This window comes from Chitinophaga sp. 10T418 (assembly GCF_056394125.1).
On the sequence record NZ_JBFTHG010000009.1, the window covers coordinates 328,444 to 349,285 of the forward strand.

The window sequence follows — 20,842 nt, forward strand, 5'->3', positions numbered from 1 at the left end:
AGAGAATGTTTTAAGGATTAAAAACGTGCATATAACCTGGCAAATGGCTGTATACCTGCGCTGCCATTCTGTATGCCTACAATAGAAGGATTGCGCAGACCGGAAATGGCTGCATCTGAATAATCCCCCAATACATTGAATACATTGTTTACGCCTACCGTTACCTGTACTTCTTTGCTGATATGATATCCTACGGAGAAGTCAGTCACCCAGATAGGTTTCAGCTCCTGGAAATAATAATCAGGTTTGGGGAAATTAGCGTTAAGTGCAGAAGCAGTAGTTACGGAGCCGAAGTAAATAGTACGTGCCAGGAAGTTGAACCGGCGTGTATTCAATATAGCCTGCAGCGTTATTTTTTGCTGAGGAATGTTCGTTGTAACCCTGGCTTTTTCCGACTCACTGAAAATAACATTTTTGTATTGTTCCAATCCTTTAGGGGTGTTGACAGCCGTCACTTCATTTTTCACAAAGTTGCCGCCTGCCAGCAGCTGTAGACTGCTTTTGTTCAGCGGTATTTTATAACTGCCGGTAAATTCAATGCCCTTGGTACGTGTGCTGAAGGCATTGTAGAAAAACTTCGCCTGCGTGGTACCGGTGGCCAGTAACAATGCACGTACATCTGCCGGCAGATTCACATCGGTGGCAGAGAAGTTGCCGGTATTGCCCACCCTGTTTTTGATATCGATGAGATAAGCGTCTACGCTGAGTTCTACATTTCTTGCCGGCTGAGAGGTAATGCCGGCCGTGTATCCGGTCGATTTTTCCGGGGTAAGGGAAGGGATACCCAGTGCTCTTGTGGCGGCATTTTTGTTGGAGGCAGTTACCTGGTCAATAGCGCGGCCCTGCTGAAAACTGGTAGACGTTTCTGTATAATAGAACTGCGCCAGATCGGGTGCGCGGAAACCGCTGTTGGCCGATCCACGAATGCTGAGCCAGGGCGCAAAACTATAGCGGGTAGCTATTTTGCCGGTGGTAACATTGCCGAAGTCCGAGAAGTTTTCTGCACGCAGTGCACCGGATAACAACCACTTCTCTGTGATATTGAGTTCCAGGTCTACATAACCCGCTACAATTGCCCTGCTTACATTTACTTCGTTGGAGGGCCGGAAGCCTGCATGGATCTGTGAACCGGGCGAGAGGCCATTCAATGCAATGAGCCCTCCGTCGGTCAGATAAGGGACGCCCCCCACGGTGGTATCTACAGAATAAACAGGGCGAAGGTCTGCTTTACTATAGGAGGCTTCTTCACCTGCGATGATCTGATAAGTTTCTGTGCGGTATTGTGCGCCGAAGGCCAGGTTAAGGCCCTGCAACACCTGCGGAAAGTAACGGCTGATATCCAGGCTGGCCGTATTCTGAGACGCATTGTATTTGCCGGCATCAAAAGTAGTGGGGCTTTTTGCACCCAGGCTCGCATTTAATGAATTGCTGATCACGTTGCCGAAATCATTTTTGCCGTATACATTGGATACGTCTAATTTCCATTCTCCTGCCTGCGCTTTCAGCCCGATAGCAATGGACTTATCGGTGATGGCGTTATCCATGGCGGGTAAAAATCCATCAGGATACAGGGAGGTGTTGTTGCGCTCTGTCCAGCCAGGGAGGCGGTATACCGCGGTAAACTGGGAGTTACGGTGGCTGATACCCCCAAAAGCATAAACTTCTGCATGGTCACTAACGGGAATGGCTGTATTAAAAAAAAGCAGTGCATCTTTAGCTTTGTTGGAACCTCCGCCGCGTTGATCAAAGAAGTGCCGGTCTATGCCCCGGCTTTTCAGAATGGCATCATCAATTTCTTTGGTATAGATATTATCATAGCCGCGGGTGTTGGCGCCGCCGCCATAAATAGGACCATTGTATAATCCGGCGTCATCGCGGCCCGGCTGCAGGGATACGGCCTGTGTGGCAAATTCGGCGGTGGCATTAAGGTAGCCGCCGCGGGAGCCGATCTTTACGCCATAGTTGATATTGGAACGGGTGCTGGCGCCATCGCCTCTGCGGCGGATGCTGCCGGTAGTGCTCACAATCACATCGGAAGATTGCTTCTTCAATACGATGTTGATCACGCCGGCAATGGCATCAGAGCCGTATTGCGCGGCGGCGCCATCCCGGAGTATTTCTATGCGCTCTATGGCGCCGGCGGGGATGGAGTTAAGATCGTATCCGGTGGCGCCGTTGCCCAGGCCGCCCCAATTTACGTTGGAGCTTTTATGCCGGCGTTTGCCGTTGACCAGTACCAGCAACTGGTCTACGCCTAATCCTTTAAGCTGCGCCAGGCTGAGGGCAGAACCGGCATCACCGGCATTGCTGCCGTTTACAGAATGGAAGGAGGGCGATACATATTGTAACAGTTGGGTGATGCTGGTTTGTGGGGCCGCTTCCTGCAGTGATTTAATATCGATGACATCTACGGGTACCGGTGAGTTCAGCTTGGTACGGTTCGCACTGCGGGAACCTACAATCTGTACTTCACCAAGTTGTTTGGTCGTATCTGTCAGGTGTTTGTCCTGTGCTGATAGTGTTGCTGAGAGCAGCAGCAGAGGGGAGATGACTGGCAGTATAATTTTTTTCATGCCCTGGTTGATTTTTATGGTTAATGATGTGTGACTTTAAAACGATCATCTGTCAGCGCTACCAGGAAGTTTTCCAGGTCTGTCATTTCCTGCTGGCTCAGGTTCAGTGGTTTGTTGAGCGACAGATCTCGGTTGATGCCATCATGTACAATGTTGTCGGGTTCATTGTAATAGGCAATTACTTCCTTTAATGTTTTGAACATACCGTTATGCATATACGGAGCGGTAACGGCTACATTACGTAAGCTGGGTACTTTAAAGAAACCCATATGGGTGCTGTCTTTCGTGGCTTCATACCGGCCTGCATCTTTTAAGGTAGTACCGTTATAAAGACCAATGTTTTTGAAGCGGTCCGCCGTAAAATCTTCTCCCGAATGACAATTATTGCAGTTGGCTTTACCAATAAACAAGAGGCGACCCCGTATAGCCGACACCGTTAGCGCGCTGTCGTTGCCGGCAATGTAGCGGTCATAGGGGCTGTTGGCGGTTTCCAGGGTACGTTCAAACGCAGCGATGGCCTGGAGTACATTTTTAGTGGTGGCCGGACTGTTGAACACCTGCTGGAAATAAAGCCGGTAGCTTTCCTGGTCGTTCAGCCGCTGTACGGCTTCTTCGATAGGCAGGCCCATTTCATCCGGATTGATGATGGGTTGTAATGCCTGATCTTCCAGGGTAGCTGCTCTGCCGTCCCAGAAAAAGTTAGGGCGACCGGAAAGATTGGTAATGCCTGGTGTGTTTCTTTTGGTAGGTGTATGATGGATGCCTTTGCTGAAGGCAATAGTGTCTGCAAATCCAAATTGAGGAATGTGACAGGAAGCGCAGCTTACACTGCGATCTTTCGACAAGAGGGGATCAAAGAACAGCTTTTCTCCCAGTTGGGCCTTGCCCGGTGGATCGCCAGATCGTGGGCTGGTATTGAATCCCGTGATGATAACGCCTGCACATAGCATGGCCAGTAAAATGAATATCATTTTTCTCAGCTTCATGGTGGTAAAAGTTATGGAGGGCATAAAATGCCTGGTCGCAACATGGGGGTTGCGAAAAAATATTGGTCGATTAAAGTTTTGTGTTGCTGTAAGGAGGCTGTAAAAAAGAAATGGTTATTGGCATTCCCGGGAGCAAGGGCGGGAGTGCCCGTGCTCCCCAGGAATTATTATAATGGGGTAGTAAAAAATGAACGAATTATTTGGCTGTGGCTACCAATACTACATCCAGATCAAAGTCATCATAGATGGCTTTGTCGCCGATGCCTTCAAAGAAGCTCTTGGAACCGTATTTAATATTGTATTTGGTACGATCCACTTTAATTGCTGCTTTCGCAGTGAGCTTGTTGCCGGCAACAGTTACGGTTGCAGGAAAGGTAACAGGATTGGTGATGCCTTTGATAGTGAGGTTGCCGGTTACTTCGTAGTTACCGCCGCCTTTGGAAGTTACGCTGGTAGTAGCAAAAGTTGCTGCCGGAAATTTCTCTACAGAGAAAAAGTCGTCACTCTTCAGATGTCCGAGTAATTTCGCGTTGCCGCCTTCATCTTTAATATCAGTAACAGCAATGCTGCGGGTGTCCAGTGAAAAAGTACCACCTTTCAATATGTTGCTTTCTACTTCCAGCTTACCATCGGCTACATTGATGGTACCCTGGTGTTGGCCGGTTACTTTTTTACCGGTCCAGCTCAGTTTACTTTCTTTAGCGTCTACCTGGAAAACAGTTGCTTTCCGGGCTGAGGCAGATTTGGTTGGTTTTTCTCCTTTGTTGACAGTAGCAGGTGTAGTGAAAGACATCAGAAAGATGGATCCTCCAATAAAGAACAGAGATGCTAATCGTTGCATATGTTGTGTGTTTAAATTTGGTGCGAATTTAAGTTGGACTGGCGGATTAGCGGTTACGAGATCCGGAAATTAATGTTAAAGTTATTTTTCCGCAATGAGTTCATCCAGATCATGGTTCCATTTGGCCACATAATCTTTGTAATACTGGCCAGTCACTTCGCCGGTATACCCGGTATGTATTTGTCTTACTTCCCCTTTACGGTCTATGATGATGGTGGTAGGGAAGGCCATCATGCGGTTGAGCGCTGGTAGCTTCTCTGACGCCACTTTCTTATCAGCAATGCCACCAAAAAGAATATCATATTGTATGTTGTATTTCTCTTTTAACTTTCCTAATGTGTACTTCGCATATTCCAGGTCATCTTTCTGTTCAAAACCAATGGCAATGGCTTCTACACCACGGTCTTTGTTTTTATTATACCAGGGAGACAGGAAAGAGGTTTGGTCAGTGCAGTTAGGGCACCAGGTACCGATGATTTCTACAATCACCACTTTGCCTTTGTACTTGTCATCACTCAGGGAAACGTTGTTGCCGCTGAGGTCTGGCAGGGTGAAGTCCAGTTTTTTATAACCTTCTTTCAGGAAAGTGAGCTTGTAAGGATCGGGCAGTTCGGCGGCGGCATTTTTTTCTCCGTCAAACCGGATGTTGTTATAAATGCCTAAGCTGATTTCGCCGGTGAGTGATTTATCGTCATTCACTTTTCCTTTAATGTAGATGGGGCTGGGGCCGGTGAAGCCGGACAGTTCAAATTCATCGCCATGAACAGTACCTTCCAGTTCGCGGCTGTCGCCTACTACAGACATGATGACGCCGGTAAGCTTGTTGCCTTCCTGTTTCAGTAACCCAATACGATTGGGAGTAGGCTCTTTGCTGGCTATTTTCAGTTCCCACTTGCCGCTGATATCAAAGGCAGGAGCGGCTTCTGTGCCGGGTTCTGCAAAGCGGTAGCTTTGTCCGTGTTCGGCAGTAAAGGGTAATGCATTGCCCCGGAAGTTAGGTACGAGGCTTCTGTATTCGCCGGAAATTTTGCCGTCAGACTCAATGTGCGCTACCAGGGCGGCATCATAGGTATTCATCTTAATAAATAAAGAATCGTTGCCGAGGCGTTGTACATGGAAGTTATCCCGCCTGGTGCCGTTGATCAGTGTAAAAACAGCATGTTCAGGATCTTTTCCTTTTAACTCAAAATTAAAGGGTACCTGGGATTCGCTGAGGGTAAATACACCGCGCCAGATGCCTTGTTTTACAAATGGTTTTTTAGGGGCAGCAAACGAGTGGTTGCTGAACAATCCTGCCACCATCAGGCCGGTTAAAAATAAGTGCTTATGCGTTTTCATGATTGTATATTATTGGTTGAACAATGCAAGTCGATGCCGGTCCTGGTGGGGCGACTAAGCGGTGCTACAAATAAAACTGGTGGTGAATACTGATGGAGTGGTGGCTTTATCAGCGGTGGTGAAACAAAGATAAAGGGGACTTTTATTATTTCCAAATAAAAGTCTATTAATTTTGTAGACTATTCATTTGAGCGCAAAGCAGAAGGCAGAAAGCAAAAAGCTATTTTCGGGGATGATGGTAGCGAAAGACTAACGTTGTAGCCCTTTTTCTTAGGTGACCTCGCGCAAAAAAAATCAGGCATATCATCGCTTTTATCATTTGCGAAAATAGCTTTTTACTTTCTGCCTTTAGCTTTCTGCTCAAAAAAGGGTTATTTTTGCGCTTTAAACCTCCTGACTTGAGTAATTCTGTTTTTTTAATAACACCGCCATTTACACAGTTGAACACGCCGTATCCGGCCACTGCTTACCTGAAAGGATTTCTGAACACCAAAGATATTACCTCCTTCCAGGCGGATCTGGGTATTGAAGTCACCTTGCGTTTATTTTCAAAACAGGGACTGGAACAGTTGTTTGAACATATCGCTGCAGCCCCGCCAGTAGCCGCCTCTGAGAATATAGCCCGGATGCTGGTATTACAGGAGGATTATATACAAACCATCGACGCCGTTATTTTATTTTTACAGGGAAAGAATCCTACGCTGGCACATCTGATCTGTAAACGTGATTATTTACCCGAGGCCTCGCGTTTCGCGCAGCTAGATGACCTGAACTGGGCCTTTGGTTCCATGGGGTCACAGGACAAAGCCAAACACCTGGCAACGATGTACCTGGAAGATTTATCGGATCTGATCATGGCCTGTGTGGATCCACATTTTGGTTTCAGCCGGTATGCAGAGCGACTAAGCCGTTCCGCCAATAGTTTTGATGAACTGTATGATGCTTTACAGGCGGAGTATACTTATATAGACAGTATTTTAACAGACCTGCTGGCTACGCACCTGGAACAGGTACAACCTGCCATGGTAGCTATTTCTGTACCTTTCCCCGGTAATCTCTATTCGGCATTGCGTTGCGGACAATGGGTGAAAAAGCACTATCCTGCTGTAAAAGTGGCCATGGGCGGTGGTTTTCCTAATACGGAGCTGCGCTCGCTGGCCGATGCCCGCGTGTTCGAATTCGTGGATTTCATTACCCTGGATGATGGAGAAGCTCCGATAGAAAACCTGCTACTGTTTCTGGAAGGGAAAAAAACAGCGGAAGAACTGAAACGTACTTTCCTGTTAACAGAAGAAAAAGTAACGTATATCAATAGTAAAGCCACCCATGATTATAAACAGGCGCAACTGGGTACACCGGACTACAGCGACCTGCTGCTGGATAAATATATTTCCGCGATAGAAGTAGTCAATCCTATGCACAGCCTGTGGAGTGATGGCCGCTGGAATAAGCTTACCATGGCGCATGGTTGTTATTGGGGCAAATGCACTTTCTGCGATATTTCTCTTGATTATATAAAGATCTACGAACCCATCACGGCCTCGCTGTTATGCGACCGGATGGAAGCGATCATTGCACAAACGGGGCAGAACGGATTCCACTTTGTGGATGAAGCGGCGCCACCTGCGCTGATGCGTGCGCTGGCACTGGAAATTATCCGCCGTAAGCTCACCGTGAGCTGGTGGACCAACGTGCGTTTTGAAAAAAGCTTTACGCGTGACCTTTGCCTGCTGTTAAAAGCATCGGGCTGTATTGCCATTTCCGGCGGACTGGAAGTTGCTTCCGACCGTTTGCTTGGCCTGATACAGAAAGGCATCACTGTAGCCCAGGTAGCGCGTGTAAACCGTCATTTTACGGAAGCAGGCATCATGGTGCACGCATACCTGATGTATGGATTTCCAACGCAAACCGCGCAGGAAACGATCGATGCCCTGGAGATGGTGCGACAGATGTTCCAGGCAGGGATCCTGCAATCTGCTTTCTGGCACCAGTTTACCATGACAGCACACAGCCCTGTTGGACTGGACCCTGCGAAGTTCAACGTGCAAAAAGAAACTGAAGAAACCGGCACCTTTGCCAATAACGATATCATGCATATTGATCCTACTGGTGCGGATCACGAGTCTTTCAGCTATGGACTGAAAAAGTCGCTGTTGAATTATATGCATGGCGCCTGCTTTGATTACCCGCTTTCCAGATGGTTTGAATTTAAAGTGCCCAAAACATCCGTGCATCCTGATTTCATCACCACTGCGCTGATGGAAGAAGAGGCAGGCACTATTAAGCCAACTTCCAAAGTTGTATACCTGGGCAAACAGCCGTCCATGGAAATTATTACCAAATCAAAGAAGGGCGCTTMCTGGGAAATGTCTTCCTTAACATTCCAGAGTAAAAAAGAAAAAGTAAATATCAGCGTACAGCCGCCACAGGGCGTATGGTTAACAACAATGCTGCAGGAGCTGGCAGTAGCCAATCCTAAAACGTATACCCTGCAGGAAGTGAAAGACAGCTATGAAGCAGCAGGGCTGGACGATTTTGAACTCTTCTGGGATAATAAGCCCGTTAATACGCTGCATAAGCTGGGGCTGCTGAAGGTATAGCGGATTAGCTTTTAGCTTTTAGCTGTTAGCTTTTAGGCAATGCAGCGGATTAGCTTTTAGCTGTTAGCTTTTAGGCAATGCAGTGGAGATTATCATATGTTGTTCTTCGCTGCATTGCCTAAAAGCTAACAGCTAAAGGCTAAAAGCTAAAAAAGCTTTACCGGGGTTTTTCCCGGTATCAGTCATGAGGAAAAAGTTAAATATTTGTTTCCACTAAACTGACCTAACAATGAGTGATCAAATGTCCCTTGCCGGCTACGGTTGTGATAGCCAGGGCCACCTGAACCCTACCACCGAACAGCTGGACTACAACATGCCGTTTACCCAGGATCCGCAAACCTTTGGTATGCCGATTACTGCGGCGGCTTATTTTGGCATGTTAAACAGTTTTTACGAATTGTTATTGAGCAATCCAGTATTGAGAAATGCTTTTCAGGGAACTTTCTTTGTTGATTTCAGCAAGGCGTCGCTGTTACGTATTCTCAGCCAGGAAGGATGTGAATACATTCGTTTCCACTTTGCCGTGCCGGAAGCAAATAAGAAAATCAGTCTTTCGGCAGAAGGACTCACTGCGAACCAGGGGCAGGTAGGTTATGCGGCGTTACTCGCCAAAGCCACTACCAACAACATGGTACACGACAGTAGTGATCCTAAAATTGAAGAAAGAGGAAACGGAAAGAATCCGCCACCTCCTGAATTGAAGCAGTTGTTTGACTTGTTAAAAGCGCAGGGCTCTCCATTGGCTACTGCGGATCTGGATACTTTATTTCAACCGATATAGAATTTAAACTTTTGTGCCGATGAACGGATGGGTGTATGCTTATTATGTATTACTCGTAGCCTGCTTTATTATCAGCCTATTTCACCTGGAACACAGGGAGGTAAAGATATTAAGCGTGCTGCTGGGGGTATCTATTATTACAGAAATAATAGTTGAGTTGATCGGCACAGAAGGTTTAGGTTTCTTTATAGTATATCATTTCTTTGTGGTGCTGGAATATAGTCTGATAACAATTATTCTCCGATCAGGAATCAAGGATTACCGATGGCGGTTATTAATGGGCGTTTCCATTTTTATATTCGGAATAGTGTCCCTTTTTTACAGCTTTGTATTGGGTGGTTGGCATGCCTTTCCCGGCATCAATATCACGATAGAGAGCTTCCTGGTCATCTGCTGGTGCCTTTTATCCTTTTTTTCTATAACCCCGGATAGTGAAGCTTCTATATTCCGGCACCCTGTTTTTTGGCTAACCCTTGCTTTTTTTATTTATTTCGCGGCTTCTGTCAGCGTAAATGCTTTTTACAACCTGTTGCTGGAGAATGATACTGCCAGGGCAAGGCATTTTTTCGCAGTATTGAACTCATTATCCAATTACCTGTTGTATATTATGCTGATAAAAGGCGTCGTATGCTTCCGGTCAAACAGGATCTCTTTGTAGCTGTGATTTTTATTTCACTGTTGGTTACCATCATGGGACTGGTGGTTGTATCTGCAGTGATTAGTTATAAAAAGAAGCAAGATGCTTACTTACATCAGCTTAAGTTAATGAAGGAAGATTACGACAAACAGTTAATGTGGTCCCAGATTGAAATGCAGGAAGAAGCCTTTGCCCACCTTGGACAGGAACTGCATGACGATATAGGCCAACTACTGAGCAGCACCAAGCTCCTGATTAATGTTACCCAACGGAGCATGAAGGAAATTCCGGACACCCTGCAAATAGCAGAAGATACCCTGAGTACGGCTATTCAGCATTTGCGGGCGCTTTCCAAATCTTTCAGCCGGCAATGGCTCGACCAGTTCAGTCTGATCGAAAACCTGAAAGCGGAAGTGGAACGGATCAATTCCAGCAGGGCTATACAAGTGAAGTTTACCCATGAACTGATGGTACTGCCACTACAGGCGGAACCACAGATCATCCTGTTTCGTATCATACAGGAAGCCATGCAAAACTGTATCAAACATGCCCGCCCACAGGTGATTGATATCAGTATCAGAACGGCAGATCAACAACTCATCCTCCTTATCGCTGATGACGGCTCAGGTTTTGATAAAGCCAGTATGTCATCCATCGGTATGGGCATCCGTAATATGCAGCACCGTACCAGTTTACTTGGCGGCGATATTCGCTGGGAAGTTACTACCGCCGGTGGCACTGCAGTATTGATCACATTACCCCTTGAATAATTTTTATGAACATCAACATTGGCATTGCAGACGATCATCAGCTATTCCTTAAATCACTCAGTTTGCTGATCAGTGGCTTTAGTGGATTCCAGATAGTAGCAGAAGCTATGAATGGAAAGGAAATGCTGGATAAATTAAGTCACCTGCCGGCAGCACCGGATATTCTGTTACTGGATGTAAACATGCCGGTGATGGATGGCGCCAAAACCACCGAAGCCGTACTTAAGTTATATCCCACCGTTAAAGTAGTGGCCCTGTCTATGAAAGACAATGATGCTACTATCATCGAAATGCTGAAAGCAGGTTGCTGCGCCTATCTCCTGAAAGATATCCATCCAACGGAACTGGAAAAAGCATTACGTGAAATCTTTACTACCGGCATCTATTACAATGATGCTTCCAATGTCAACTACCGCCGCCTGCTGTTACAATCAGAGCAAAAACAAACGCTTACCGACCGGGAACGGGAGTTTCTCAGCCTGGCCTGCAGCGACCTTACCTATAAGGCGATTGCCGCCAAAATGAATGTAACAGAAAGAACAGTAGACGGGTACCGGGAAATATTATTTAATAAGCTGAACGTGCAAAGCCGCACCGGCATGGTGCTGGAAGCTTTACGCCGTCAGTTGGTAACACTGTAGAGATGTGTTACTATCAAAAAGGAACGGGGATCATACCATGTGATCCCCGTTCCTTTTTTGCGCTATGGCTTCCGGTTTTACCGCTATAACTCCTCCGTTTACCGCTTTTTCCAAGGCGTTCGCCTTTTTGTTACCGGCCGTCAGCAGTGTTGTTGTATTTTCGATCGTCAATTAAAACCAAATCTGCTTTAGATGAACAATCAACAACAGTCGCCTGACCCCATTCTGGAAGTGAGTCAGCTGAATGTCCGCTATGGCACTTTCCAGGCGGTAAAAGAAGTTTCCTTCGCGGTACATGGTGGCGAAATATTCGGTTTGCTGGGGCCTAACGGTGCCGGCAAAACGAGCACACTCAGCGCCATCGAAGGATTGTTACGCCCTGTTTCCGGTAGTGTTTCCGTAGCCGGTTTCAATACGCAGGAAAAGCCCTTGCATGCCCGCGCCAACATGGGGGTGCAGCTACAGGCTACCAGCTTTCAGCCGGAGCTGACCATCGCCGAAATCATCCGGCTCTTTGCCAGCATTTATGGGGTAGATCTGAATGATGAGAAGGTAAAGCAAAAGCTGTCGGAGATCAGCCTGGAAGATGCGGCCGGTAAAAAAATATCGGAACTCTCCGGAGGTCAGCAACAACGGGTATCGCTGGTGATATCCACCATTCACGATCCGCAACTGGTACTCCTGGATGAACCCACCACAGGGCTGGATCCACAGTCGAGGCGGCAGTTGTGGGAAAGGATAGAACACTTCCGTAACAACGGCCACGCCGTATTACTCACCACACATTCCATGGAAGAGGCGGAAGCCATCTGCGACCGCATCGCTATCATCGACCACGGACATATCATTGCGATTGATACGCCGGAGGCATTGATAGAAAAGCATCGTCATGATCCGGAAGTATTGAAAGTAGTACGGAAGGGGAAAGTGACCCTGGAAGATGTATTTATTGGTTTAACCGGTACCGCAGTTCGCCCATAATTAAACGCGCTTAACATGGAAACAAGAATACCTAAAAATTCTGCCGTGATGTCCGCCTTGCTGCGGGCAGATTTCACCACACTCTGGCGCAACCGCCGCTCTTTTCGCCTCGTGCTGATTGTACCATTAATTATATTGGTTTCCTGGAAAGGACTGATCGATAAACTGGGCGGCGTATTCGTACTCTCTGCCTGTATCACCATCGGGCTTACCAGCATTGGACTGATGGGATATTCCAACAGCATTGCGCGGGATCGCGACAGGGGCGTATTTCAGCGGTTGCGGGTAGGCCCCGTTTCGGCATGGACAATTATGATCAGCCGCATATCTGTACAGATAGCGATGATTGTGCTGATGACGATATTGGTTTTTATAGTCGGATATTTTGTAGATCATATAAAGATATCACCTGCCGGTTATGTGGCGGGCTTATTAATGGCTGTGCTGGGAGGCGCTGTGTACCTGGGTTTGGGGCAGGCAATCGTAGGCCGCATTAAAAATCCTGATACCGTAAATTCTACTACGCGGCTGGTTTATTTTGTTTTTATTATGATCGGGATGTTTGGAGAATTCGGGGTGCTGGGAGATGTCATAGAAAAAGTTGTGATCTGGTCGCCATATGGAGTGGTAAGAAAAATACTGGCKGCGAGCCTGGATCCGGCCACCTGGAGGCTGGAAACAACTTATGCGTTGCTGGCGTCCATTGCCTATACTATCATTTTTGTGGTACTGGGAGTGAAGTGGTTTAAGTGGGAGAGTAAGTAGCCGGTATTGTATTTACAGGGAGATGGATACCTGCTCCATCTCCCTGTAATATGTGTAACATTTATTTCGTCACTGTCATTTTTGAGTTGAGGAATTCCCATTCGTTGAGATGAGCATTCCGGTGTTCCTTTTTCACAATAGCGTCAAAGCCGGCTAACAGGTCCTGGTGAGCGGCTGCCACATTATGTTCTTCTGATTTGTCGGTATTGAGATCATATAATTCCCAGGCTGCGTCCGGGTTTTTCTTCAATCCGTTTTTAATGGCTTTCCATTGGCCCATGCGGATGGCCACTGCGCCACCTTTCTCCGGATATTCAAAGTAGATATATTTTCTGCTGGCTTGTTGCCCGTGTTTGCCGGTCATTTCCGGGAGCAGGGATATGCCGTCATTGGCGGGAGCGGAGATACCGGCAATGTCTGCAAACGTAGCCAGCATGTCATATTGTACGCCTGGCAGCTCAGATGTTTTGCCGGCAGGAATTTTCCCCGGCCACCTGGCAATGAGCGGCTCCCGGATACCACCTTCATAAAGGTCCATTTTAAGCCCTTTAAGGCCGCCGGTACTATTGAAGAAGGCAGCGTCCACCCCGCCGTTAAAAGTGGTGCCGTTATCGCTGGAAAACAGGATAATGGTATTGTCGTCCAATCCCATGCTGGCCACCAGGTTCATGATAATACCTATTTGTGTATCGAGGTAAGTGATCATGGCTGCGTAGGCCGACAATGGATATTTATGCGGCGTATATCCCTGTTGTCCGTAATAGGGTTTTTCATTGAACTGTCCGATGTATTGTTTAAGTGCACTATCAGGTACCTGCAGGGAAACATGCGGTATCGTATAGGGCAGATAGAGGAAGAAAGGCGCCGAATGATTTGATTTAATAAACTGAGTGGCTTTTTTCGTCAGCTCATCTACCGCATAATCTTTTCCTTTGAAGTAATCAAAATCGCTGTCGGTGGCCGTTTCGGGCTGCAATAATTTATGTACGTTGATGAAGGTATTATGCAGACTGTCGGCTTTACCATTTTCCCACAGGTGAGTAGGGTAGTAGTTATGTGCCTGCTTTTGATCCAGGTAGCCATAGAAATAGTTGAAGCCTTGTTTATTGGGATCACCACTGCTATACTGCATGCCTAGTCCCCATTTGCCGATGGCAGCAGTGGTATATCCGGCCTGTTGCAACATGCGGCCAATGGTCACGGTACCTTCCGGTAAAGGCATTTGTCCGCCTTCCAGTGAATCAGGAAACCCGCCCATTTCGTAATTCCCCCTGATATAGGAATGCCCGCCATGGTGGCCGGTAAGCAGCATGCAACGGGCAGGTGCACAAACTGGTGTGCTGGTATAAAACTGGTTGAAGTGAATACCTTCTGCAGAGAGGCGGTCAAGGTTGGGCGTCTTTATTTTCTGTTGACCATAAGGCCCTGTTTCTGCATAGCCCAGGTCGTCAGCATAAATAAATATGATATTTGGTTTTTGCCTGGCCGTTGTTGCTTTTTTGCCTTGTGCCACGACCATCATGCCCGGCAGGACAGCCAAAGTTAGCAGGAGGATTCTTCTTACCATAACAATCAAAATATTTGTGTTAAGATAAACACGTTATGGTAGAATAACTATGGGAGCAGCATTTATTGCGCAAGCGTTTGCGTACGGATAATTACTTCATCGATCCGGTGGTGATCCATTTTCCTGATTTCAAAAGTGATCTGGTTCAGCATTATTTTTTCGCCGGGCTGAGGGATATGTCTTAGTTTATCAATCAGCAAACCTGCGATAGTGATATCTTCTTTTTCATATTCCCGCATCCATTCATAATTCAGTGTTTCCCGGATGTAGCTCAGTTTCGTATAGCCATAGGTCAGCCAGCTTTTATCTGGTTGTTGTACGAGGAAGCGTTCCGTAGCATTGAATCCGGGCAGGCTACCACCCAGGAGACCGGCCACAATATCGTGATAAGAGAGAAGGCCCTGGCATTCCCCGAATTCATTGAGTACAATTCCCATATTGGTGCCTTCCCGCCTCAGTTGCTGGAAGATATCATATACTGCCTGGTTGGGCGCCAGAAAAGAAATAGGTGCGAGGATATCCGTCAGGGCTTTATCCGGATACAGCAGAAAATCCTTTGCACCCAGTGCGCCTAATACTTCCTTTTTATCGTTCGATACCGGGAAGGTGCGGTGGATACTACGTTTAATCGTTTCCGTTACTTCCTCCCGGCTCATGCTTTCTTTGACATAGGTGATCATGGAAGCAGGCGTCATAATGTTTTCCGCCATGAGGTCATAGGCAGAAAAGAGATTTTTATGTAATGTGAATTCGCCTTTGTCGATTAATCCCTGTTTATAGGCTGCGGTCAGCATACTACGTATATCGTTCTCCGTGAGTTTTTCTTCCCGGATGGTATTAATGGAAAAGAGGCCGAGGATAAGCTTGGTACTCGCTGTGAGCAGTTTAATAAACGGATAAGTTACTTTGGAGAAGATGACCATAGACGGCGTGATCAGGTAGGAGGTTTTGAGCGGGTCCAGCAGTGCAAGGGTTTTAGGTATCAGTTCCCCGATCACAATGGTCAGGTAAGTAATACTACCTACGCCCACCAACAACGCTGTTAAATGCGCCCCGTAGGGATGCAACCCCCATTTGGTGAAAACCGGTTCCAGCCATGCCGCCATCAGATCGCCTCCGTAAAGCCCTTCCAGGATGCCTACCAGCGTAATGCCTACCTGCACCGCACTCAGGAATTCATCGGGTTCTTTAATGAGGTTAAGCACGTTCATGGCCTTCCTGTTACCATTATCCGCTTGTTGCTGCAGCATGTTTTTATCTACGGATATGAGTCCGATTTCCGCAATGGAGAAGTAGAAGTTGAGCGCAATAAGTACGAGTATAATGATGATGGAAGCCATAAGGAGGGCGGTTTTGTTCTAACAACACCAATTGGTCGTTATTGTTTATGTTATTGGCATTCAACAGCAATGAACATGCCGGGTGAAAAAATAGTGCAGTAAAATTTTGGAAAAATAAAATGGGGATGTATATTTGCAACCCCTGACACAATATCAGTTGCCCAGATGGCGAAATTGGTAGACGCACTGTGTTCAGGTCGCAGCGCTCGCAAGGGTGTGCTGGTTCGAATCCAGTTCTGGGCACTAAAGTGGACAAATCGAGATTTACTTCGGTTTGTCCATTTTTATTTTGTGGTAATCCCGCGTCTGGCATATATTGATTCCATCAAAAGTGAGTTTTTCAGGGCAAATCGAACCATACTTTCTTTTAAAATTGAATTATTCTCTCACTGCATTAACTTTCAATTAACGCATACTATTCTTTGGCTATCTAATTTTCAGGTTATTTAATTAGCCTGAAAAACCTGCATTCTTCTATATGGGATTACTGATAAAGAATAAGTACAATGGCAAAAAAGAAAAGCGTAACGTTAATCGAACAATCCTTATTCAATGAGCTTTCGGAGCTTATCGAGCAAAGTCAACGACAAGTATTTTCACATGCAAACAGTACTCTTACTGCACTTTTCTGGCGGATTGGCCAACGCATTAACGACGAAATTCTTAAAAATAAGCGGGCGGAGTATGCTAAACAGATTGTGTCGACACTGTCGACACAATTAAAGAGTCAGTATGGAAGAAACTTTGAGATAAGGAATTTAAGACGGATGATTCAATTTGCGGAGCAATTCACAAATCTGGAGACGATCCTACCATTGTCACGACAGCTAAGCTGGTCGCATTTTGTGGAATTACTGCCATTGAAGAACCGGGAAGCAAGGCTTTTCTATGCACAGGTGGCCGCTGATCAGGCATTGGGTATCCGGGAACTACGGAAACAAATTGAAACCAAAACATTTGAGCGGACGGGGATTGCGAATACACAAAACATCAGTAACCATCCTGCAATTAATGATAACTTCAAAGATCCCTATTTTCTGGACTTCCTCGGGTTACAAAATACCTATATGGAAAAGGATCTCGAAGAAGCCATACTTCGGGAACTAGAGGCTTTCATATTGGAACTGGGCAAAGGGTTTGCCTTCATAGAGCGTCAGAAAAGGATGATTATTGATGGTGAAGATTTTCATCTGGACCTTTTGTTTTATCACCGGAATTTAAAACGCCTCGTAGCTGTTGAGCTGAAACTGGGAAAATTCGAAGCCCAGCACAAGGGACAAATGGAATTGTATTTAAAGTGGCTGGATAAATACGAAAAGCAAGAAGAAGAACAATCCCCGATTGGCTTAATATTATGTGCCGAAAGCAGACGAGACCAAGTAGAGTTATTGGAAATGCACACGGATGGGATCATGGTAGCGGAATATTGGACAGAACTCCCTCCTAAAAAAGAACTGGAGAAGAAAATACATCATCTCTTCATTGAAACTAAGGAAAGGATTGAGCGTAGGAAGGTGCTGGAGTAATAGCTTAGTTAATTATACTTCGAATCCGACAGGACGAGGAAATAGATCGTTTGGGTTTTACCCAAACATAGCTGTCAACCAGGAAATGGCCTATCAATAACACTCCCTTTTCATCAGCAAACTATTTCGTAAAGATGTCAGTACTTATTGAAAAAACAAGTCAGAATAAAATAGCAAAAAGGCGGCTACGGGGTAGATAAATATTTTTAGTACCAGCAGGTACTTGTTAACAATACTATTGTCGTACGAGTTTCTACTCATAGATACGTATTTATACTGATTCTTGTAAGAAATCTGTTCTGCGGCTTTTAATTCTTATTAAAATATAATTGTTTTGCTACTCGAAATACAACTGCACAACTACAATTGCTTTCGGGAGTTGATACAGGTAACCATGCCATAATAATTATTAATACAACAATGATCACAGAAGAATTAAAAGCACTGCTGGCTAAGGACCCGATGCCAGATACCTTTGCCCCCACAGACAGACGCAGAGTATACCGCGGCAGCACTGCCGTTGTTAACTTCCTGTTGACTTCAAAGGAAACCAATAATGCCCTCTCCATTATGGATGGTACTGCCGTGAAAGGCAGCGAACCTCCCAGGCATGTGCATGAACATGAAGATGAAACATTTATTATCAAAGAAGGAGAAATGGATTTTTACATTGGAGACCAGGTTATACACGCTAAAGCCGGAGATATAGTATTTGCCCCCAGGAAGGTGCCGCATCATTTTGTGGTAAAAAGCGACTACGTGAAAAACCTGATCGTGATGACACCTGGTGCATTTGATCAATACTTCTGGTATCTGTCTGCTCCATGTGGTACAGAAAAAACATTAGCTCCACAGCAACAGACTCCTGAAGAGATGAAGAAATGGAAAGACCTGGTAAAGCTTTTCGGAGTGGACTTTTTATAGAATATAGCGCGCTTACTCCGCTATATATGTAGGATAATTACAGGTGCATTGAAATGGTTAAATGCATTAATATCAATACTATTTGGTTCGATATTATTCCGGTTCCGGGCACAAAAAATGGACAAACTTAGGTTTGTCCATTTTTATTGTGGGAAGACCAATACTGATAATTCTTTATGCTTTCTGATTAAAGATGTAATTTATCTTTCTTCGCCAGCAGTTCTTCTTCAGACTCCTGGCACATTTCGTCTGGTACACAACAGTCTACCGGACATGCAACTGCACATTGAGGTTCCTCATGAAATCCCTGACACTCTGTACATTTATCTGCAACAATATAAAACAGATCGGTAGCCAGGGGAGCATTGCGTTGGCTGGCATCAATAATAGATCCGTCCATCAACACAAAATCGCCTTTAACCGTTGTGCCATCAGCTATTGCCCATTCTACGCCACCCTCATAGATCGCGTTATTTGGACATTCCGACTCACAAACTCCACAGAAAATACATTCATCTGTAATTTTAATAGCCATAGTAATTTTAATTTGGAAGCTTTCTATGCTTCATTATATAATAATAACCAATAAGGTGATAAAATTAGGAGAAAAATAGTTTATTACCCCAAAAAAGCGCAAACATTTGTACGGATTTAACTATCCGTAAACGATTTATTGGGGGATCATCCAAAGACATTTTTTATTCTACATTAAATTCGTTTACATGATTAAGAGGAAGATAAAAAAATGTTGAACCCGTTTTACCCGGCTACGCTTGGTGAACTTGAACTCCGTCGGGGAAATTATCCGGTTGCGAAAGCGCACTTTTCCTCAGTGCTTTCATTGGCACGTAATCCTATGGAACGTAATTTCTTGCAACGGCGTATAGATACATGTAAAGAAAGCTAGCGCATACCCTCAACATTATTCTTCCATGGAAATAGCATAGGAGGGAAGGAGTAGTGTATGAGAAAGGACAAATCGAGATTTATCTTGGCTTGTCCTTATTTATTTTCGTGAAAACCTGTGGTCAGGACAACTTATACCTGATTTTGGCGCAAGAACAATAGTCGCGGCTCCTGGTGATCATATATTGCTACCCCATTCATTTTTAAGTATCTTGGACTTCAGTAGAAACCTACAATATTATTACGGACTAAATATTAATCTTTATGACCCATCTGGAACAGGCTTTTGAACTTTTTGATGCTTATAACAGGAAAGCCCCTGAGAAAGTGATCTGGAATGGAGAGGAATTTCCATCTGAATATTTTTATGCCACCAAATTACATGAATGGGTAAAAAGACTTCATCCGGACGCCAGTGAATCTTTATTGCTCGCCTCCAGGTGCCAGCATATTGGAAGATGGGAGATTGCCAGGAGTAATTATCCTGAAGGCAGGGTAGGATATCTTACATGGAGAAACGACCTTTCCAAATTCCACGCGCATAAAGCAGCGGAAATATTACTGTCGGTGGGATATCATGCGGATATCATTGATCGCGTATGTGAAATTATACTGAAGAAGAGGCTTAAAACAGACAACGAAGTACAGACTATGGAAGATGCACTTTGCCTGGTGTTTCTTGAATTCCAGTATGATGATCTCATTGAAAAGCAGTCCGAAGAGAAGATGACAGATATTCTGCAAAAAACCTGGGCTAAAATGAGTGCGTCCGGACGAGAGCAGGCTTTATTGCTCAGATATAGTGAGAAGGGGTTGGGGTTGTTGAATAAAGCGCTACATAGTTAATTCAATAGCCACTTGGGCACCAGCTGAAATTACAGCTACTGAAGGCAGTAATTATTCCGCTCATAGCGGTTATATTACCGGAAAAAACCTTCAGCTGATACCTAATCGACTAATAGTGCAAACATGGAGAGCTCAAAGTTGGGCCAGCAGTGAGATCGATTCCACATTTATTATTTACTTGGAGAAGCAGGGTGCCGATGTGCTATTACATGCCGTACATGCTAATGTACATGACGATGCTTATGAAGCACTGGATGCCGGTTGGAAGAAAATGTATTGGGAACCCTGGAAATTATATCTTGCCGGAACACCTATTGAGAAAACATCTATGTAAGTACGCTGCGTGAGCTCATCTCTCGCGGTAAGTTCTCTGCCGTTTTTTTTTGAATACTATTTTATTTACAGTGCGAAGGTAGGTGCTGGAATTTTATTTCAAAACAGCCTTTTAATATTGCTGGAATTATTCGGCTCTACTTTCTTCCCATTATTTCAGAAACTTTGTATTCGCCAAAAGGTAAATGAACGGGAATAGCTCATCGAATCTAGCTCACGTTTATAATATTCTCAACTTTATAGAGAATAACTATGACTCGAAGGTTTCAGTAAACAGTAGAACAGCTTCCATTACTGCTATAGAAATATTAAGGAGGATGAAGCCAGATAATCTACCTGATCAATCTGCTTTGCTTCTGCATACATACTGATAAAAATGAAGCAGACTGCCGATAAAATTTCCAATCACATCTTTTTCGAAAAGTGTTTAAATTTCTTTCGGAAACAACCAATATTTTGATAGCCGATGGAAGCAAATTTGCTGATA

The 20,842-nt window shown here is 45.2% G+C and carries 18 protein-coding genes and 1 tRNA gene; 12 read left to right on the forward strand and 7 right to left on the reverse strand.

Annotated elements, in window-relative coordinates:
* Positions 1-17: 17 nt before the first annotated feature.
* From AC1DCV_RS25330 to AC1DCV_RS25345, 4 genes are all read right to left on the reverse strand, one after another.
* Positions 18-2,573, reverse strand: coding sequence for a TonB-dependent receptor plug domain-containing protein (locus AC1DCV_RS25330; protein WP_477025787.1), 2,556 nt, complete (start codon positions 2,571-2,573; stop codon positions 18-20).
* A 20-nt stretch (positions 2,574-2,593) separates the two neighbouring features.
* Positions 2,594-3,559, reverse strand: coding sequence for a cytochrome-c peroxidase (locus AC1DCV_RS25335; RefSeq protein WP_477025788.1), 966 nt, complete (start codon positions 3,557-3,559; stop codon positions 2,594-2,596).
* Positions 3,560-3,755: 196 nt separating this feature from the next.
* Positions 3,756-4,400: a YceI family protein gene (locus AC1DCV_RS25340; protein ID WP_477025789.1), complete on the reverse strand. Its 645-nt coding sequence runs from the start codon at positions 4,398-4,400 to the stop codon at positions 3,756-3,758.
* 81 nt (positions 4,401-4,481) lie between these two features.
* The gene (locus tag AC1DCV_RS25345) at positions 4,482-5,738 is read right to left on the reverse strand and encodes a peroxiredoxin family protein (protein ID WP_477025790.1); all 1,257 of its coding nucleotides are present in this window, start codon (positions 5,736-5,738) and stop codon (positions 4,482-4,484) included.
* A gap of 398 nt (positions 5,739-6,136) precedes the next feature.
* Between AC1DCV_RS25345 and AC1DCV_RS25350 the strand changes: the two genes are divergently transcribed.
* The 7 genes from AC1DCV_RS25350 to AC1DCV_RS25380 all read left to right on the forward strand — a co-directional run bounded on the left by AC1DCV_RS25350 (position 6,137) and on the right by AC1DCV_RS25380 (position 12,913).
* Entirely contained in the window at positions 6,137-8,338 is a 2,202-nt protein-coding gene (locus AC1DCV_RS25350) for a B12-binding domain-containing radical SAM protein (protein WP_477025791.1), read from the forward strand.
* Between the two features lie 229 nt (positions 8,339-8,567).
* Complete coding sequence (locus AC1DCV_RS25355; RefSeq protein ID WP_477025792.1) at positions 8,568-9,119, forward strand: hypothetical protein; 552 nt, start codon at positions 8,568-8,570, stop codon at positions 9,117-9,119.
* A 19-nt stretch (positions 9,120-9,138) separates the two neighbouring features.
* Complete coding sequence (locus AC1DCV_RS25360; protein ID WP_477025793.1) at positions 9,139-9,777, forward strand: hypothetical protein; 639 nt, start codon at positions 9,139-9,141, stop codon at positions 9,775-9,777.
* The gene (locus AC1DCV_RS25365; RefSeq protein ID WP_477025794.1) at positions 9,747-10,526 is read left to right on the forward strand and encodes a sensor histidine kinase; all 780 of its coding nucleotides are present in this window, start codon (positions 9,747-9,749) and stop codon (positions 10,524-10,526) included. The genes AC1DCV_RS25360 and AC1DCV_RS25365 overlap by 31 nt, the downstream gene beginning before the upstream one ends.
* A gap of 5 nt (positions 10,527-10,531) precedes the next feature.
* Complete coding sequence (locus AC1DCV_RS25370; RefSeq protein WP_477025795.1) at positions 10,532-11,167, forward strand: response regulator; 636 nt, start codon at positions 10,532-10,534, stop codon at positions 11,165-11,167.
* Positions 11,168-11,359: 192 nt separating this feature from the next.
* On the forward strand, positions 11,360-12,148 hold the full coding sequence (locus AC1DCV_RS25375) for an ABC transporter ATP-binding protein (RefSeq protein ID WP_477025796.1): 789 nt from the start codon (positions 11,360-11,362) through the stop codon (positions 12,146-12,148).
* A 15-nt stretch (positions 12,149-12,163) separates the two neighbouring features.
* Positions 12,164-12,913 (forward strand): ABC transporter permease, encoded by a 750-nt coding sequence (locus tag AC1DCV_RS25380; protein ID WP_477025797.1) that lies wholly within the window; start codon positions 12,164-12,166, stop codon positions 12,911-12,913.
* 61 nt (positions 12,914-12,974) lie between these two features.
* On the opposite strand, the gene AC1DCV_RS25385 is transcribed toward AC1DCV_RS25380, so the two are convergent.
* Positions 12,975-14,480: an arylsulfatase gene (locus AC1DCV_RS25385; RefSeq protein WP_477025798.1), complete on the reverse strand. Its 1,506-nt coding sequence runs from the start codon at positions 14,478-14,480 to the stop codon at positions 12,975-12,977.
* Positions 14,481-14,542: 62 nt separating this feature from the next.
* A complete protein-coding gene (locus AC1DCV_RS25390; protein ID WP_477025799.1) occupies positions 14,543-15,820 on the reverse strand; it encodes a hemolysin family protein in 1,278 nt (425 codons plus the stop codon).
* A gap of 159 nt (positions 15,821-15,979) precedes the next feature.
* Between AC1DCV_RS25390 and AC1DCV_RS25395 the strand changes: the two genes are divergently transcribed.
* The 3 genes from AC1DCV_RS25395 (at position 15,980) to AC1DCV_RS25405 (ending at position 18,270) form a co-directional block, all read left to right on the forward strand.
* Positions 15,980-16,063, forward strand: a tRNA-Leu gene (locus AC1DCV_RS25395).
* Positions 16,064-16,326: 263 nt separating this feature from the next.
* Positions 16,327-17,346, forward strand: coding sequence for a PDDEXK nuclease domain-containing protein (locus AC1DCV_RS25400; RefSeq protein WP_477025800.1), 1,020 nt, complete (start codon positions 16,327-16,329; stop codon positions 17,344-17,346).
* A gap of 420 nt (positions 17,347-17,766) precedes the next feature.
* The gene (locus AC1DCV_RS25405) at positions 17,767-18,270 is read left to right on the forward strand and encodes a cupin domain-containing protein (RefSeq protein WP_477025801.1); all 504 of its coding nucleotides are present in this window, start codon (positions 17,767-17,769) and stop codon (positions 18,268-18,270) included.
* A gap of 187 nt (positions 18,271-18,457) precedes the next feature.
* Here AC1DCV_RS25405 and AC1DCV_RS25410 read toward each other — a convergent pair whose 3' ends face one another.
* The gene (locus AC1DCV_RS25410) at positions 18,458-18,805 is read right to left on the reverse strand and encodes a 4Fe-4S binding protein (RefSeq protein ID WP_477025802.1); all 348 of its coding nucleotides are present in this window, start codon (positions 18,803-18,805) and stop codon (positions 18,458-18,460) included.
* A gap of 635 nt (positions 18,806-19,440) precedes the next feature.
* On the opposite strand from AC1DCV_RS25410, the gene AC1DCV_RS25415 reads away from it, so the two are divergent.
* Together AC1DCV_RS25415 and AC1DCV_RS25420 are read left to right on the forward strand one after the other, a co-directional pair.
* Positions 19,441-20,022 carry a DUF4202 domain-containing protein gene (locus AC1DCV_RS25415; protein ID WP_477025803.1) on the forward strand — a complete coding sequence of 194 codons (582 nt, stop codon included), beginning with the start codon at positions 19,441-19,443 and terminating at the stop codon, positions 20,020-20,022.
* Positions 20,023-20,026: 4 nt separating this feature from the next.
* Positions 20,027-20,356 (forward strand): SRPBCC domain-containing protein, encoded by a 330-nt coding sequence (locus AC1DCV_RS25420; RefSeq protein WP_477025810.1) that lies wholly within the window; start codon positions 20,027-20,029, stop codon positions 20,354-20,356.
* Positions 20,357-20,842: the final 486 nt, after the last annotated feature.